The 16,633-nt window shown below is 67.5% G+C and carries 14 protein-coding genes and 1 pseudogene; 8 read left to right on the top strand and 7 right to left on the bottom strand.

All coding sequences use genetic code 11. The features are described 5' to 3' along the window. Positions 1 to 54 precede the first annotated feature (54 nt). A pseudogene (locus U5809_RS15385) lies at positions 55 to 489 on the top strand (DUF6306 domain-containing protein); the annotation flags it as partial. Between the two features lie 35 nt (positions 490 to 524). Beyond that, complete coding sequence (locus U5809_RS15380) at positions 525 to 1,994, top strand: DEAD/DEAH box helicase (RefSeq protein ID WP_322087137.1); 1,470 nt, start codon at positions 525 to 527, stop codon at positions 1,992 to 1,994. Between the two features lie 82 nt (positions 1,995 to 2,076). On the opposite strand, the gene U5809_RS15375 is transcribed toward U5809_RS15380, so the two are convergent. From U5809_RS15375 to U5809_RS15355, 5 genes are all read right to left on the bottom strand, one after another. Beyond that, positions 2,077 to 2,928 (bottom strand): carbohydrate ABC transporter permease, encoded by an 852-nt coding sequence (locus tag U5809_RS15375; protein WP_124608473.1) that lies wholly within the window; start codon positions 2,926 to 2,928, stop codon positions 2,077 to 2,079. A gap of 21 nt (positions 2,929 to 2,949) precedes the next feature. Continuing rightward, complete coding sequence (locus U5809_RS15370) at positions 2,950 to 3,894, bottom strand: carbohydrate ABC transporter permease (protein ID WP_282508197.1); 945 nt, start codon at positions 3,892 to 3,894, stop codon at positions 2,950 to 2,952. Positions 3,895 to 3,947: 53 nt separating this feature from the next. After that, the gene (locus U5809_RS15365; protein ID WP_322087136.1) at positions 3,948 to 5,207 is read right to left on the bottom strand and encodes an ABC transporter substrate-binding protein; all 1,260 of its coding nucleotides are present in this window, start codon (positions 5,205 to 5,207) and stop codon (positions 3,948 to 3,950) included. Positions 5,208 to 5,270: 63 nt separating this feature from the next. Continuing rightward, complete coding sequence (locus U5809_RS15360; RefSeq protein ID WP_322087135.1) at positions 5,271 to 7,256, bottom strand: beta-galactosidase; 1,986 nt, start codon at positions 7,254 to 7,256, stop codon at positions 5,271 to 5,273. 8 nt (positions 7,257 to 7,264) lie between these two features. After that, the gene (locus U5809_RS15355; protein ID WP_322087134.1) at positions 7,265 to 8,416 is read right to left on the bottom strand and encodes a sn-glycerol-3-phosphate ABC transporter ATP-binding protein UgpC; all 1,152 of its coding nucleotides are present in this window, start codon (positions 8,414 to 8,416) and stop codon (positions 7,265 to 7,267) included. Positions 8,417 to 8,604: 188 nt separating this feature from the next. On the opposite strand from U5809_RS15355, the gene U5809_RS15350 reads away from it, so the two are divergent. Next, positions 8,605 to 9,645, top strand: coding sequence for a LacI family DNA-binding transcriptional regulator (locus U5809_RS15350; protein WP_322087133.1), 1,041 nt, complete (start codon positions 8,605 to 8,607; stop codon positions 9,643 to 9,645). A gap of 102 nt (positions 9,646 to 9,747) precedes the next feature. Here U5809_RS15350 and U5809_RS15345 read toward each other — a convergent pair whose 3' ends face one another. Further along, the gene (locus U5809_RS15345; protein WP_322087132.1) at positions 9,748 to 10,389 is read right to left on the bottom strand and encodes a GntR family transcriptional regulator; all 642 of its coding nucleotides are present in this window, start codon (positions 10,387 to 10,389) and stop codon (positions 9,748 to 9,750) included. A gap of 130 nt (positions 10,390 to 10,519) precedes the next feature. On the opposite strand from U5809_RS15345, the gene U5809_RS15340 reads away from it, so the two are divergent. Further along, positions 10,520 to 10,996, top strand: coding sequence for an OsmC family protein (locus U5809_RS15340; RefSeq protein ID WP_282508204.1), 477 nt, complete (start codon positions 10,520 to 10,522; stop codon positions 10,994 to 10,996). Between the two features lie 28 nt (positions 10,997 to 11,024). Next, the gene (locus tag U5809_RS15335) at positions 11,025 to 11,669 is read left to right on the top strand and encodes a glutathione S-transferase family protein (RefSeq protein ID WP_322087131.1); all 645 of its coding nucleotides are present in this window, start codon (positions 11,025 to 11,027) and stop codon (positions 11,667 to 11,669) included. Positions 11,670 to 11,777: 108 nt separating this feature from the next. On the opposite strand, the gene U5809_RS15330 is transcribed toward U5809_RS15335, so the two are convergent. After that, complete coding sequence (locus U5809_RS15330; protein WP_322087130.1) at positions 11,778 to 12,728, bottom strand: LysR substrate-binding domain-containing protein; 951 nt, start codon at positions 12,726 to 12,728, stop codon at positions 11,778 to 11,780. Between the two features lie 114 nt (positions 12,729 to 12,842). Between U5809_RS15330 and U5809_RS15325 the strand changes: the two genes are divergently transcribed. From U5809_RS15325 to U5809_RS15315, 3 genes are all read left to right on the top strand, one after another. After that, positions 12,843 to 14,594 carry an IlvD/Edd family dehydratase gene (locus U5809_RS15325; protein WP_322087129.1) on the top strand — a complete coding sequence of 584 codons (1,752 nt, stop codon included), beginning with the start codon at positions 12,843 to 12,845 and terminating at the stop codon, positions 14,592 to 14,594. Between the two features lie 124 nt (positions 14,595 to 14,718). Then, on the top strand, positions 14,719 to 15,648 hold the full coding sequence (locus U5809_RS15320) for a dihydrodipicolinate synthase family protein (RefSeq protein WP_322087128.1): 930 nt from the start codon (positions 14,719 to 14,721) through the stop codon (positions 15,646 to 15,648). A gap of 36 nt (positions 15,649 to 15,684) precedes the next feature. Then, on the top strand, positions 15,685 to 16,614 hold the full coding sequence (locus U5809_RS15315; RefSeq protein WP_322087127.1) for a Gfo/Idh/MocA family oxidoreductase: 930 nt from the start codon (positions 15,685 to 15,687) through the stop codon (positions 16,612 to 16,614). Positions 16,615 to 16,633 lie beyond the last annotated feature (19 nt).

Here is a 16,633-nt window from a genome sequence, read left to right as displayed (position 1 = left end):
CCGAAGCATGGCGACGGGCCTGACGCCCGTGCCGACCCGATTCCGCATGAAGGCCGCGCCGCGCTGCTGGCGACGCTCGACGAGCTGCTGGAGGCCGAGCGCGCAGGCGCGCGTGTCGCTTCCGAAACGGCAGCCGAGGTGAGCGACGATCCGGAGCTGCATCGGCTGATCGCCCATATTCGCCAGGACGAGGCGCACTGGTGCAGCGTGCTCGTCGACGCGATCCGGTCGCTCGATGCGGTACCGACGCGCGCGACCGGCGCGTTCTACGAGAAGGCGATGGCGATCGACGATCTGGCGGAGCGGATGGCGTTCCTGAATCGTGGCCAGCGCTGGGTAGTCCGCAAGCTGCAGACGTTGCTGCCGACGCTCGCCGATCGGGACATGCATCACGCACTGTCGTTGATGCTGGTGGCACACGAGAAGAATATCGGGGCGGTCGATATGCGGCTGCGCGGCGGAGCGGACGGGGCGCAACCCGCGCCGTAACCGCTAGAATTGCGGTTTTAGCCCGGAATACGTCCATGTCCTTTGCCTCGCTTGGCCTGATCGAGCCGCTGCTGCGTAATCTGCAGGGCCTCAATTACCAGACACCTACGCCGGTGCAGGCCAAGGCGATCCCTGCCGTGCTGAGCGGCAAGGACGTCATGGCCGCGGCACAGACCGGCACGGGCAAAACGGCCGGTTTTGCGCTGCCGCTGCTGCAACGGCTGGTGCAACACGGCCCGGCGGTGTCGAGCAACCGCGCGCGCGTGCTGGTGCTGGTGCCCACGCGTGAACTGGCCGAACAGGTGCTGCAAAGCTTCGTCGAGTACGGCAAAGGCCTCGATCTGCGTTTCCTGGCTGCCTACGGTGGCGTGAGCATCAATCCGCAGATGATGAAGCTGCGCAAGGGCGTGGACGTGCTCGTCGCCACGCCGGGCCGTCTGCTCGACCTCAATCGCCAGAACGCGGTGCAGTTCGATCAGGTGCAGACGCTGGTGCTCGACGAAGCCGACCGCATGCTGGATCTCGGCTTTGCGCGCGAACTCGACGCCGTCTTCGCTGCGTTGCCGGCTCGGCGCCAGACGCTGCTGTTTTCCGCGACGTTTACCGACGATATCCGCGCGATGGCGGCCAACATTCTGCGCAGCCCGGTCGATATCAGCGTCAGCCAGCCCAATGCCACGGCCAGCAAGATCAAGCAGTGGGTGGTGACGGTCGACAAGCGGAACAAGCCCGATCTCTTCATGCACCTGGTGGCCGAGAACAACTGGGAGCACGCGCTGGTGTTCGTCAAGACGCGTGTCGGCGTGGATTACCTGGCGGCCATGCTCGATGAAGCGGGCTATGCGGTCGACACCATCCACGGCGACAAGCCGCAGCCCGCGCGCCTGCGTGCGCTGGAGCGCTTCAAGGCACGCGAAGTCCAGATGCTGGTCGCCACCGATGTGGCGGCGCGCGGGCTCGATATCGACGATCTGCCGCTGGTGATCAATGTCGATCTGCCGATCGTCGCGCAGGACTACGTGCACCGTATCGGCCGTACCGGCCGCGCGGGTGCCAGCGGGGTGGCGGTGTCGCTGGTGTGTGCCGACGAGGCGCCGCAACTGGCCGCGATCGAAGCGCTGATCCGGCAAACGCTGCGGCGTGAAGAAGAGCCGGGCTTCGAAGCCGAACACCGCGTGCCGGAAACGAGTGCGACCGGGCAGATCATCAAGAAGCCGAAAAAGCCGAAGAAACCCAAGGTGCAGCAGGCGGTGCCGGTTGCCAAGCAGGGGCCCGGCAAGAAGCCGCACCCGCAAGGCGGTGAAAGCAAGCGCAAGCCTGCGACGCAGCATGCGAAGCCGGCCGGTAACGGACCGGACTACACGATCGGCAGCCCGTTCAGCGTGCCGAAGCCGCGCAGCAAACCTGCGGGCAAGGCAGGTGCGGGGTCGGGCAAGCCGTCGGGCAAATCGGCCGGCAAATCGGCGGCCAAACCCGCTGGCGGCCGCGGCAAACGCCAACCCTGATCCGCCGGCATGAAAAAAGCCCGCCGAAGCGGGCAACCTCACGATGCGGAGGGGGAGATACGAAAACGCGTCCGGCGCGCGTTCAGCCTTTCGTCGCGCCGAACGTGAGCCCCGCGACGAAATGCTTCTGCATCGCGAAGAACATCGCGACCGACGGCAGCGCCGCAAGAATCGACCCGGCCGAAACGAGATTCCACGACGTCGTCCATTGTCCCTTCAGCGCGGCGACGCCCGCCGTGATCGGCGCGGCCTCATCGCCCTGCGTGAGACACAGCGCCCAGAAGTAGTCGTTCCACACGAACGTAAACACGAGAATCGCAAGCGCGGCCAACGCCGGCCGGATCAGCGGCAGCACGATCCGCCAGAACACCGTCCATTCCCCGGCACCTTCGATGCGCGCGGCCTCGATCAGCTCGAACGGCAACTGCTTGATGAAGTTGCGCAGGAACAGCGTGCAGAACCCGGTCTGAAACGCGACATGAAACAGGATCAGCGCCTCGACGGTGTTGAACACGCCGAGCCTCAGCGACAGGTCGCGCACCGGAATCATCAGCACCTGCACCGGCACGAAGTTGCCGGCGACGAACGTGCCGAACAGCGCGGTATTGCCGCGAAACCGGTAGGTCGCCAGCGCAAAGCCGGCCATCGCCGCGAGCGCGATCGAGCCGATCACGGACGGCACCGTGATCTGCACGCTGTTCCAGAAGTAATGCAGCATCGGCGACGTCGTCAGCGCGTCGCGGTAGTTCTCGACCATCGCGAAGTGCCGTGGCCACCCCCAGTAGTGGCCTTCGACGAGCTCCTCGGTCGAGCGCACCGACGTGACGAACACGGCGATCATCGGCATCAGCCAGATCAGCAATGCGACGGGCAGCGACAGCTTGTACAGCCGGCGCGAGACGGGCTTCCATTGGGCAACGGGCGTCGGAAACATGATCGATGAATCCCCGGTAGGTCACTGCTCGTTGCGCAGCATGCGGCGCAACTGGAACACGATGTAGACGAGCATGATCGCGAACAGCACGACCGCGATCGACGCGGAATAGCCGAGCCGGTAGTACTTGATCGCCTGGTCGTACATGTAATACGCGAGCACGGTCGAACTCTCGAACGGGCCGCCGCTCGTCATGACCGAGATCAGGTCGAAGCTGCGCAGCGCGCCGATCACCGTGACGACGATCGCCATGAACGTGGTCGGCCGCAGCTGCGGCAGCACGACGTGCCACAGCAGCGCGAAGCCGCGCGCACCTTCCATCCGCGCGGCTTCGATCTGTTCCGGGTTGATCGACGTGAGACCGGTCAGGTACAGGATCATGCAGTACGCCGTCTGCGGCCACAGCGCGGCGAACACGATGCCGAGCGTCGCGTAGCGCGCGTCGCCGAGCACCGGGATGCCGTGCCCCGCGATCAGCGCGAGCAGCCCGAACGTCGGATCGTAGAACCACGAGAAGATCAGGCCGACGACCACGCCGGACAGCACGAACGGCGCGAAGAACAGCGATTTCACGAGCCGGATGCCGCCGACTGCCTGGTTCAGGTACAACGCGAGCGCAAGCCCGAGCGGCGGCGCGAGCATGAAGAGCACGAGCCAGATCACGTTGTTGCGCAGCGCCGTGTAGAACGTCGGCGCTTGCAGCAGCTCGGCATAGTTCGCGAGGCCGACAAACGTGCGTTCGGTCATCCCGTCCCAGTTGTACAGGCTCAGCCACAGCGTCGACAGGATCGGCCAGATCACATAGACGGCAACCATTGCGCAGGCCGGCGCGAGAAACAGCCACGCGGCGCGTCGTTGCCGCCGCACGGCGGGCGACGGGCGGCGCGCGGGCAACGCGGTGGCGGATGTCCCGCGCGGCGGCGGCGCGGTGCCGGCGGGCGGGGTGGACGTGATCGGACTGGACACGGCAAGCCTCCTGAACGGACGCGGCGGCACGCGCCGCCGGTTGGGTCACGCGGTCACTTCTTGTAGATCCGCTTGCGGGTCTGTTCGAGTTGCGCGAGCACCGTATCGAGCTGCGCGGGATTCGCGAGAAACTGCTGCATGCCCTTCATCCCTTCGTCGGCCATTTCCTTCGTCATGTCGCGGTCGTAGAACTGCGCGACGCCGCCCTTCGTGTCGGCGAGGATCCGGAAGCCGATGCGCGAGACCGGATCGGCCGGCTCGGGCGACTTGCTGTTCGCCGACAGCGAGCCGAGGCCTTCCGCGAGCTTCGCGCCCATCTCGGGCGTTTCGACGAACGCGAGGAACGTGTGCGCATCGGCCTTGTTCTTCGCCTTCGTCGGGATGTGCAGCGATTCGACCGGGCCATCCTCGGCGGTCGGCACCTTCGGGTCGATGATCGGGAAGCGGTAGTAGCCCATTTCCTGCTTCACGTTCGGCGGAAAGCCCGCCGCGATGAAGGTGCCCATCAGCATCATCGCGGCCTTGCCCTGGAACAGGAACGGCTGCGCGCCGTCGAGATCGTAGGACAGCGCGTTGTCGATGAAGTAGCCGGCATCGATCAGCGATTTCCAGGTCGTGTAGACCTTCTTCACGCGCGGGTCGGTGTACGGCACGTCGCCGGCCATCAGCTGCTGGTGGAACGCGTTGCCGTTCAGGCGCAGGTCGAGATAGTCGAACCAGCCGGCGAGCGTCCACGCGTCGCGGCCGCCGATCGCGACCGGCGTGATGCCCGCGGCCTTCAATTTCTTGCACGCGTCGAGAAACTGGTCCCAGGTCTTCGGTTCGTCGGCGATGCCGACCTTGCGGAACAGGTCCTTGCGGTAGAACAGCCCCCACGAGTAGTAGACGGTCGGCGCTGCGTACTGCTTGCCGTTGTACGACGATGCATCGCGTGTCGACGCATACATCGCGCCCCAGCCATTTTTCGTCCAGTCGCCGCTCAGGTCCTCGAACAGCCCGCGCTTCGCGTAGTACGCCATCCGTTCGCCCGCGTGCCAGTTCACGACGTCCGGCGCGACGGTCGTCAGCCACGCGGGGAGCTGCACCTTGTACGCCTCTTCGTCGACGAAGGTCGCCTTCACGTCGATGTCGGGATGGGCCTTGTGGAACGCGTCGAGCGTCGATTGCCAGACCGCGCGCTGGCTCGCGCCCTTGAACGCGATGTTGATGGTCAGCGTGCCGGCATCGGCGGGCGCGGTCATGCCGAGCGACGCGAAGGCGACGGCGGCGGCCGTGGCGAGCCGGGCGGCGGCGCGAAGGGGGCGATGTGTCATGGTGTCTCCAGTCCTGTGTGTCGTTGTGCGTGACCGGCACGTCGCGGCGCCGGTGGCGGGGGGCTACGAACGGCTTCGATACACGGCCACGTCCTGCGGCTCGACCTGCGCGGCGCCGAGCACGAACGCCGACGGCGGCACCGCGTCGATCGTGTGCGGCGCGTTGCCATAGTTGAAAACGTAGGTCAGGCCGCCGCGCCGGCTCACGCGCACGCCGTCGCCGAGCAGCGTCGGCACGAGGCCGGCTTCGGCCGCGACGTCGGCGAACAGCTTCGCGGTGGTTGCATCGTCGAACAGCGCGGCCCAGTAGTGCAGCGCGCCATGTGACACGCAGGCCGGATGACCGTCGGCGAAGCGTGCGCGCACGACGCTGCGCGTGTCGTCGTGCAGCTCGACGAAGTCGCGCCAGTGGCGCGCGTCGCCCGCGAGCGGCGAACCGTCGCGCAGCGTGCCGTCGATTCGTTCGGTCACGTTCGGCCGCAGCGATTCGACGCGCCACACGCGCACCGGCAGGATCGACGCGAGCGCGCCGGGCGGCAGCGTCGGCGGAATCTGCAGGTCGACGGTCTTCGACCCGGTACGCGGCCCGATCACCGCATGCGCGCCCGAGGCGGCGAGCCGTGCCGCGAAATCGTCCGGCACGACGGGCAGCGGCGGCACCACGACGAGACGGTAGCCGTCGAGCGGCGCGTGCGCTGAAACGATGTCGACGTCGAGGCCGAGCGAGCGCAGCGCCGAGTAGTACTCGAACGCGAAGCGCGGGTAGTGGAAATCGGCGCCTTGCGGCTGCACTTCGAACAGCCACTTCGCTTCGTAATCGAAGACGAGCGCGACCGGTGCGCGCACCGGGCCGTCCGCATCCGCGCCGGCGTCGTGTACGGAAGCGATCTCGCGCGCGACGCGCTGCGCCTCGCGGCCGCCTTCGTCGAGCTGGTTGTCCGGCGTATTCAGGCCCGCATGCATCTGCTCCTGCGCGAACGGCGCCTGCCGCCAGCGGAAGTACGACACGCAGCCGGCGCCGTGCGCGAACGCTTCCCAGCTCCACAGGCGCACCATGCCCGGCAGCGGCGCGGGGTTCCACTGCGCCCAGTTCACGGGGCCCGGCTGCTGCTCCATCACCCAGAACGGCAGCTTCGACATGCCGCGATACAGGTCGTGATTGAACGACGCGAAATCGGGATGGCCGGTGCGCAGCCAGCGCGCCTTCACGTCGGGTGCGAACCATTGCTCTTCGAGCGCGCCGAGCGGGTAGCTGTCCCAGGTCGCGATGTCGAGGTCGCGTGCGACCTCGTAGTGATCGAACTCGGTGAACAGCTGCATGAAGTTGTGCGCGACGGGCCGGCCCGGCGAATGCGCGCGGATCACATCGACCTGCATCCGGTGATAACGCGCGACTTCGTCGGATGCGAAGCGCCGGTAGTCGAGGCGATGTGACGGATGGGCCTCGGTCACGGTGCCGACTGGCGCGTCGACTTCGTCGAAATGGCGATACTCCATGCTCCAGAACACGGTGCCCCATGCGCGGTTCAGCGCGTCGATCGTGCCGTAGCGCGCCTTCAGCCATGCGCGGAAGCGTACGAGCGCGGCCGGCGAGTAGCTGACGACCGTCTGGTGGCAGCCGAGTTCGTTGTCGGTTTGCCAGTAGCGCACGGCCGGGTGGCGGCCGTAGCGTTCGGCGACCGCCGTGCAGATTTGCCGCGACGCTTCGAGATAGGTCGGCGACGAGAAGTCGTAGTGGCGGCGCGAACCGAACGCGCGCGGCCGGCCGTCCGCGCCGATCGCGAGGATGTCGGGGTGACGGTCGACCAGCCATTTCGGCGGTGTCGCGGTCGGCGTGCACATCACGATCTCGAGGCCGGCCGCGCCGAGCACGTCGACCGCGCGGTCGAGCCAGCCCCAGTCGTATTCGCCCGGCGACGGCTCGATGCGGCTCCACGCGAATTCGGCGATCCGCACCTGCTCGATGCCGAGCGCTTTCATCCGGCGGGCATCATCGGCCCACATCGATTCCGGCCAGTGTTCCGGGTAGTAGCAGACTCCGAGGCGCATGCCGATCCTTATGCGTAGTGGTGGTGGACGACGACGTCGGCGCACGCGGGCACCGCGCGGCCGTCTTCCGTGAAGAGATGGCAGGGCGCGGCCGGCGCGTGTACGTGCACGCGCTCGCCGGTGCGCACCTGCGCGTCGCCGGGTACTTTCGCGATCAGCGGTGCGCCGCCGGGCGTGTCGAGGTGCACGTAGGTCTGTTCGCCGAGGCGTTCGACGAGTGCGACGTCGCGCGCGAGCGTGGTCGCGTCGGGCGCGGCGCCGAGCGTCAGGTGTTCGGGGCGAATGCCGAGCGTCACGGCTACGCCGGCGCCGAGTGCCGAGCCGTCGCGTGGCAGCGTGAAGGTTTCGCCGGACGTCACGAGCGCGACGGTCGTGCGATGTGCGTCGCACGTTGTGACGACGGCCGGCAGGAAGTTCATGCGCGGCGAGCCGATGAAGCCTGCGACGAAGCGGCTGGCCGGATGGTGGTAGAGGTCGAGCGGCGCGCCGACCTGCGCGATGCTGCCGTGCTGCGCGGTGTCCGTGCCGGCGTGCAGCAGCACGATCTTGTCGGCGAGCGTCATCGCCTCGGTCTGGTCGTGGGTCACGTAGACGACGCTCGCGCGTTCGAACTGCCGGTGCAGCCGCGCGATCTCGATGCGGGTCTGGCCGCGCAGCGCCGCGTCGAGATTCGACAGCGGTTCGTCGAAGAGAAACACGCCGGGCTCGCGCACGATCGCGCGGCCGATCGCGACGCGCTGCCGCTGGCCGCCCGACAGCGCCTTCGGCTTGCGCTCGAGCAGCGTGTCGAGTTGCAGGATGCGTGCGGCGTCGCGCACCTTGCGGTCGATCTCGGCCTTTGGCACGCGTGCGAGCTTCAGGCCGAACGCCATGTTCTCGTACACCGTCATGTGCGGAAACAGCGCGTAGCTCTGGAACACCATCGCGACGCCGCGCTCGGCAGCCGGCACGTCGTCGACGCGGCGGCCGTCGACCGACAGCTCGCCCGCGCTCAGATCCTCGAGGCCGGCAATCATGCGCAGCAATGTCGACTTGCCGCATCCGGACGGCCCGAGGAACACGCAGAACTCGTGCGCGCCGATCTCCAGATCGACGTCGCGAATTACCGGCGCGTGATCGCCATAGGCTTTCTGCACGCGCCGCATCGAGATGCTCGCCATTGTCTCCGCTCCATGTTTTAATGCGCCGTACCGCTTGATTAAGCGCTTAATCATCGCGATCAAAAAAAGGGGCGATGCGATCGCGGCCGAGTCGCGCCCGTCGGACGGGCGGCAAGGTGTGCGGCGATAGTGCGCCGCTTCGGTGATCGAAGCAAATACTGGATCGACGTCTCATATAGTGAGCAAACATGGCGACACTGGATGAAGTTGCGCGCCGCGCCGGCGTGACGGCCGCGACGGTATCGAACGTGCTGCGCGACCGTGGTCGGGTGGGCGACGCGACGCGCGCACGGGTGCTGGAGGCCGTCGAGGCGCTCGGGTATCGGCCGCATCTCGCCGCGCGGGCGCTGGCGGAAGGGCGCGCGCCGACGGTCGCGCTGATGGTATCGAGCATCGCGAACCCGTTCTATCCGGAGTTCGCGCTGGCGGTCGAACGCGCGGTGCGCCGCAACGGGCAGTTCCTGATCGTCTGCAATACGAACGAAGATCCGTTGCAGGGGCGCGCTTATCTCGACCAGATTGCCGGCACGATTTCCGAGGGCATTCTCGTGACCAACGCGAACCTGCACCTGCCGGATCTGCTCGACGTGGCGGCGCGCGGTGTGCCGGTCGTGCTGTGCCTGTGGGAGCGACCCGAGGCGCCGCCCGAAGGATTGCCGTGCGTGGCCATCGATTTCCGCGAGGCGGGACGGATCGCGACGCGGCATCTGGTCGAACTCGGTCACGAACGGATCGGCCTGATCGTCGGCGGATCGGCGAGCGGCGTGCAGGCGGCGCGCTACGACGGTTTCGTCGACGTGATGCGCGAAGCGGGGCTCGACGCGTCGATCGTCGTGGCCGAGCCCGATTCGATCGAAGGCGGCGTGCGCGCGGCGGGGCGGCTGCTCGACGCGCATCCGCAGTTGACTGCGCTGCTGGCCACCAATGACCTGCCGGCGATCGGCGCGATGCATGCGGCGGCCGATCGCGGCAGGCGTGTGCCCGACGATCTGTCGATCGTCGGGATTACCGACATTCACCTCGCCAGCGACACGCGGCCCACGCTGACGACCGTCGCGATCCCGACCGCCGAGGCTGCGGGTCTTGCGGTCGAGCTACTCAATGCGCTGCGCGAGGCGGGCGAGCGTAGCGACGGGGCGTCACGCGTGCGGATAGCGTCGCTGCCGAAACTGGTGGTGCGTGGGACGACCGGCCGCGCGCCTGACGGGAGCGTGACGCGATCGCTCTGATGTATCGATAGGTTGAACTTCGCGAGGGAGGGCGCCGCCGCAATCGGCCCAGCCCGGTAAGGCCTACGCGCGGTGCAGCAAGCGGCCAACACAGCCCCGGCTTCAATCGCCTTCGACGAGCCGCATCACGATGCTTCTGGCCGACTCGAGATGCGCGACCGTCATCGAGCGTGCCGCGCGCGCATTGCGTTCGCGGCACGCCTGCAGGATCTCTTCATGCTCGACCTGGAACGACGGCGTATCGGCGAGCAGCGTCGTCTGCAGGCGCTCGTAACGTTCGACCTGGCTGCGCAATTCGGCAATCGACTTCAACTGCCTCGCGTTGCCGCAACACGAATACAGCAGCGCGTGGAATTCGCGGTTCAGCTCGCCCTGCCGGCGCAGCACGCTCGCATCGCCGAGCAGGCGATGCACGAGTTCGGCGCGCGCGAGCGTCTCGTCGTCGAGGCGCTTCACGCTTCGGTAGATCGCGTCGCCTTCGAGCAGCACGCGGAGATCGTAGATTTCCTGCACGTCGGACGCACTCAGCATCCGCACGATGGCGCCGCGATTCCTGAAGATATCCAGCAAGCCTTCACGTTCCAGCCGCTGGATCGCCTCGCGCATCGGAATCCGGCTGATGCCGAACCGCTCGGCCAGGTCGCGCTCGACGAGCCGTTCCCCGGCCGCAAGCTCGCCGTTGATGATCATGTCGCGCAACGACGCGGCGACCGCGTCCGCCGTGGAATCGAGTTTGGCTTCCATACCTGCGTGTTTCGTCAATTTGGAATAATGGTATACCAAATGGGAATCCGGTGCCACAATGGCGGCCACAGGCGGGCGTTGCACGACGGCGTCCGGCACGGTCGAAGCACCGACATCAATGGAGAGCGAGATGGCATCTGGCGAACACAAGTATCGCGTCGCAGTGGAGTGGACGGGCAATCGGGGCACCGGCACGTCGGGATATCGCGAGTACGGCCGCGATCATGTGATCCGCGCGGGTTCGAAGCCGGACATCCCCGGTTCGTCGGACGCGTCGTTTCGCGGCGATGCGGCGCGCTGGAATCCGGAAGACCTGCTGCTCGCGTCGGCATCGGCGTGCCACAAGCTCTGGTATCTGCATCTGTGCTCCGATGCGGGCATTCGCGTGCTCGCCTATGTCGACGCTGCGGAAGGCACGATGGTCGACAGTTCCGAGCCGGGCCGCTTCACCGAAATCGTGCTGCGCCCGCACGTGACCATTCAGGCCGGCGACGATCTCGAGCGGGCAGAACATCTGCATCATGATGCGCATGCGAAGTGCTATATCGCGAACTCGGTCAATTTCCCGATCCGCTGCGAACCGGTGATCGAGTTCGCCGCCGCCTGACGCCGACACCAGCCGAATGAAATCGACGATGAAGCTTTTCTACTACCCCAGCAACGCCAGCATGGCGCCGCACTTCGTGCTCGAAGAAATCGGTGAGCCGTTCGAGCTTGAATACGTCGACCGCACGCACGATCAACACAAGTCGCCGGATTACCTCGCGCTGAACCCGAACGGACTCATCCCGGTGCTGGTCGACGGCGATCTCGTGCTGTACGAAACCGCCGCGATCTGCCTGCATCTCGCCGATACGCATCCGCAGCAGCAGCTTGCGCCCGGCCTCGGCACGCCGGAACGTGCGCAGTTCTACAAGTGGCTGATGTGGCTCACCAACACGCTGCAGGCAACGCTGATCGCGTATTTCTATCCGGAGCGCTGGGTCGATGCGGGTAACGCGTCGGGCGCCGCGCAGGTCAAGGCGCATGCGGAGGCCAGGATCGCGACGCTGCTGGATCAGCTCGAGCATCAGCTGGAAACGACGGGCGGCCCGTGGCTGCTCGGTGAGTACTACACCGTGCTCGATCCGTATGCGCTGATGCTGTGCCGCTGGACGCGCGGCTTTGCCGAGCCGGCGCGGCAACGGCCGGTACTCGGCGGCTATCTGCAGCGAGTGCTCGCGCGCCCGGCGATCCAGCGGGCGTTGAAGACGGAAGGGCTCGCGGCGCCCTGGGTGTAACGCGTAACGGGAGCAGCATGCGCGTCACGCGGCGCGCATGCATACCCGGCAATTCGGCAATTCGGCAATTCGGCAATTCGGCAAGGCAACCAAACCCGCGCTGCATCGTCACAGCGCGATGCCGTAAACCTCCCGCGCAGCCGCGCGAATCGCGTCGGCCATCACCGCGACGGCCGGCGAATGCAGCCGGTCGGTGCGCGTGATGATCCCGAAATCGTCCATCCGGCAATCCATCTCCAGCGGCAACACCGTGACGATTCCGTGCCGCGCGTAGTAGCGCGCGACGTCCTCGGCCAGCACCGCGATCATGTCGCTCTGCTCGAGCAACTGCGTGATGAACAGTAGCGCGGACGTTTCGACGAGGTTTGCCGGCGGCGCGAGGCTGGCACGCTGGAACACGAGCTCGAAGCGATGCCGCAGCACGCTGCCGGCCGGCGGCACGACCCACGCGGCGCGTTGCACGTCGGCGAGCGACAGCGGCGACTGCGCGAGCAGCGGATGGCCGGCTCGCACGACAGCGGCCACCGGCTCGCCGGTCAGCGGCTCGTAGCGCAGGCGCAGCTTGTCGTGTTCGGCGGAGAGCCGGCCGAGCACGATGTCGATCTTTTCCTGCGCGAGATGCTCGAGCAGCACGTTGCTGGTGTCGATCTCGACCGACACGTGCAGGCCCGCGTGCGTGCCCTTCACCGCGGCAACGGCCGGCGGCACGAGCCGCAGCCCCGGCGATGTGATCGCGCCCACCGCGACGTGGCCGAGATGGCCGGCCTTCAGTGCAGCCAGCTCCTCGTGCGCCTGGTCGAGACTGCCGAGCGCCGCGCGCGCGTGGCGGATCAGCGCGTCGCCGTACAGCGTCGGCCGCATCCCGCGCGGCAGGCGCTCGAACAGCACCGCGCCGATCGATTCCTCGAGTTCGCGCAGCAGCTTCGACGCGGCCGGCTGCGTCATGTTCAGTGCGGCCGCCGCGCGATGAATGCTGCCTTCGTCGGCGAGCGCGACGACCAGCAGGAGCTGGCGCGTCTTCAGGCGGCCGCGGTTTCCCCACGGACTGGCTTCGGGCATCGTACGGGTTTATATCGATATCGGAATCGATATCGTAATCGCCAAAAACGTCATTAGCCAGTTATCAAAATTCTGCCTAGACTGCGCCGGTATCCCGTCACCACAGGACTGACGATGTCGGCAACAAAACCCAGGCTGCGCTCCGCCCAATGGTTCGGTACGAACGACAAGAACGGCTTCATGTACCGGAGCTGGATGAAGAACCAGGGCATCCCCGATCACGAGTTCGACGGCCGGCCGATCATCGGCATCTGCAATACGTGGTCCGAACTGACGCCGTGCAACGCCCACTTCCGCAAGCTCGCCGAGCACGTGAAGCGCGGGATCTCCGAAGCCGGCGGTTTCCCGGTCGAGTTCCCGGTGTTCTCGAACGGCGAATCGAACCTGCGGCCGTCGGCGATGCTCACGCGCAACCTCGCGTCGATGGATGTCGAGGAAGCGATCCGCGGCAACCCGATCGACGCGGTCGTGCTGCTCGCCGGCTGCGACAAGACGACGCCCGCGCTGCTGATGGGCGCGGCGAGCTGCGACGTGCCGGCGATCGTCGTGTCGGGCGGCCCGATGCTCAACGGCAAGCTGGAAGGCAAAAACATCGGGTCGGGCACGGCCGTGTGGCAGTTGCATGAAGCGCTGAAGGCCGGCGAGATCGACCTCCATCACTTCCTGTCGGCCGAGGCCGGGATGTCGCGCTCGGCCGGCACCTGCAACACGATGGGCACCGCGTCGACGATGGCGTGCATGGCCGAGGCGCTCGGCGTCGCGCTGCCGCACAACGCGGCGATTCCGGCCGTCGATTCGCGTCGCTACGTGCTCGCGCACATGTCGGGCATCCGCATCGTCGAGATGGCGCTCGAAGGGCTCGTGCTGTCGAGGGTCCTGACGCGCGCGGCGTTCGAGAACGCCATTCGCGCGAACGCGGCGATCGGCGGCTCGACCAACGCGGTGATCCACCTGAAGGCGATCGCGGGCCGCATCGGCGTACCGCTCGAACTCGAGGACTGGATGCGCATCGGCCGCGACACGCCGACGATCGTCGACCTGATGCCGTCGGGGCGCTTCCTGATGGAAGAGTTCTATTACGCGGGCGGCCTGCCGGCCGTACTGCGCCGGCTCGGCGAGGGCGGGTTGCTGCCGCATCCGGACGCGCTGACGGTGAACGGCAAGTCGCTGTGGGACAACGTGCGCGAAGCGCCGAACTACGACGACGAAGTGATCCGCCCGCTCGATCGGCCGCTGATCGCGGACGGCGGCATCCGCATCCTGCGCGGCAATCTCGCGCCGCGCGGCGCGGTGCTGAAACCGTCGGCGGCAAGCCCGGAATTGCTCAAGCATCGCGGCCGCGCGGTCGTGTTCGAGAACCTCGACCACTACAAGGCGACGATCAACGACGAAGCGCTCGACGTCGACGCCAGCTCGGTGCTCGTGCTGAAGAACTGCGGGCCGCGCGGTTATCCGGGCATGGCCGAGGTCGGCAACATGGGGCTGCCGCCGAAGCTGCTGCGCCAGGGCGTGAAGGACATGGTGCGGATTTCCGACGCGCGGATGAGTGGCACCGCGTACGGCACGGTCGTGCTGCACGTCGCGCCGGAGGCCGCTGCCGGCGGGCCGCTCGCGGCCGTGCATAACGGCGACTGGATCGAGCTCGACTGCGAGGCCGGCACGCTGCATCTCGACATTACGGATGACGAACTTCAGCGCCGGCTGTCGGATGTCGATCCGACCGCGGCGCCGGGCGTGGCCGGCCAGCTCGGCAAGGGCGGCTACGCGCGGCTGTACATCGATCACGTGCTGCAGGCCGACGAGGGGTGCGACCTCGACTTCCTGGTCGGCACGCGCGGCGCGGACGTGCCGAGCCATTCGCATTGAGCGGCGGGCGGCGGGCGACGCGAGGTGCGTCGCAGCCGGTTGCGGACCTTGCCGGTCCGCGCTTCGTGAAACCGTGAACGCAAGACGGCCGGCCACTACCGGGGGCCGGCGCAGGACGCGAAACATGACATCGAGCAGCACGCCGCGCTATCGCGGCATCTTCCCCGTCGTCCCGACGACGTTTACCGATACCGGCGAGCTGGACCTCGCGAGCCAGAAGCGCGCGGTCGATTTCATGATCGACGCGGGCTCGGACGGGCTATGCATCCTCGCGAACTTCTCCGAGCAGTTCGCGATCACCGACGACGAACGCGACGTGCTCACGCGCACGATCCTCGAACACGTCGCGGGCCGCGTGCCGGTGATCGTCACGACGTCGCACTACAGCACGCAGGTGTGCGCGGCGCGCAGCCTGCGCGCGCAGCAGCTCGGTGCGGCGATGGTGATGGCGATGCCGCCGTATCACGGCGCGACGTTCCGCGTGCCGGAAGCGCAGGTCTTCGCGTTCTATGCACGCGTGTCCGATGCGATCGCGATCCCGATCATGATCCAGGACGCGCCTGCGAGCGGCACCGTGCTGTCCGCCCCGTTCCTCGCACGGATGGCGCGCGAGATCGAGCAGGTCGCGTACTTCAAGATCGAGACGCCGGGCGCCGCGAACAAGCTGCGCGAGCTGATCCGGCTCGGCGGCGACGCGATCGAAGGGCCGTGGGACGGCGAGGAGGCAATCACGCTGCTCGCCGATCTTCATGCCGGCGCGACCGGCGCGATGACGGGCGGCGGGTTTCCGGACGGCATCCGGCCGATTCTCGAAGCCTTCCGCGCAGGCCGCCACGACGATGCGTACGCGCGCTACCAGGCGTGGCTGCCGCTGATCAATCACGAGAACCGCCAGTCCGGGATCCTCACCGCGAAGGCGCTGATGCGCGAAGGCGGCGTGATCGCGTGCGAGCGGCCACGGCATCCGATGCCGGAACTGCACCCGGACACGCGCGCGGAACTGCTCGCGATCGCGCGCCGGCTCGATCCGCTCGTGCTGCGCTGGGCGCACTGAGCGATCGCCGAACGATTCGCGAAGGAGACAGGCACGATGAGTGATCCGATTTCGCTGGGTGTCGTCGGGATCGGCAAGATCGCGCGCGACCAGCATCTGCCGGCGATCGCGGCCCATCCAGGCTTTGCGTTGACCGCGTGCGTGAGCCGCCACGCGGAAGTCGCGAGCGTGCGCAACTATCAGGATCTGCGCGCGCTGCTGGCCGCTGAACGCGCGCTCGACGCCGTGTCGCTGTGTGCACCGCCGCAGGTGCGCTACGCACAGGCGCGCGCCGCGCTCGAAGCCGGCAAGCACGTGATGCTCGAGAAGCCGCCGGGCGCGACGCTCGGTGAAGTGGCCGCGCTGGACGCGCTTGCGCGTGAACGCGGCCTCACGCTGTTCGCGACCTGGCATTCGCGCTGTGCGAGCGCGGTCGAGCCCGCGCGCGCGTGGCTCGCAACGCGGACGATCCGCGCGGTGCAGGTGCGCTGGAAGGAGGACGTGCGGCGCTGGCATCCGGGGCAGCAGTGGATCTGGGAGCCCGGCGGCCTCGGCGTGTTCGATCCGGGCATCAACGCGCTGTCGATCGTCACGCGGATCCTGCCGCGCGAGCTCGTGCTGCGCGAGGCGACGCTGTTCGTGCCGAGCGACGTGCAGACGCCGATCGCGGCCGAACTCGATTGCGCGGATACCGACGGCGTGCCGGTGCGCGCGGAATTCGACTGGCGGCACGGCCCCGTCGAGCAATGGGAGATCGCGGTGGACACGGCCGACGGCGTGCTCGCGATCAGCCGCGGCGGCGCGCAATTGTCGATCGCGGGCGAGCCGGTCGAGATCGGGCCAGAACGCGAGTATCCGGCGCTGTACGCGCATTTCCATGCGCTGATCGCTCGCGGTGAAAGCGACGTCGACGTGCGGCCGCTGCGGCTCGTCGCCGATGCCTTCCTGTTCGGCCGGCGCGTGCAGACCGACGCGTTCGGCCGCTGAACGTGCGCGCTTCGGCGCG

The sequence above is a fragment of the Burkholderia sp. BCC1999 genome, from assembly GCF_905339975.1.
Lineage (GTDB): Bacteria > Pseudomonadota > Gammaproteobacteria > Burkholderiales > Burkholderiaceae > Burkholderia.
The sequence above is the reverse complement of the archived record's forward strand: the minus strand, read 5'-3'. Positions and strand labels throughout refer to the sequence as shown.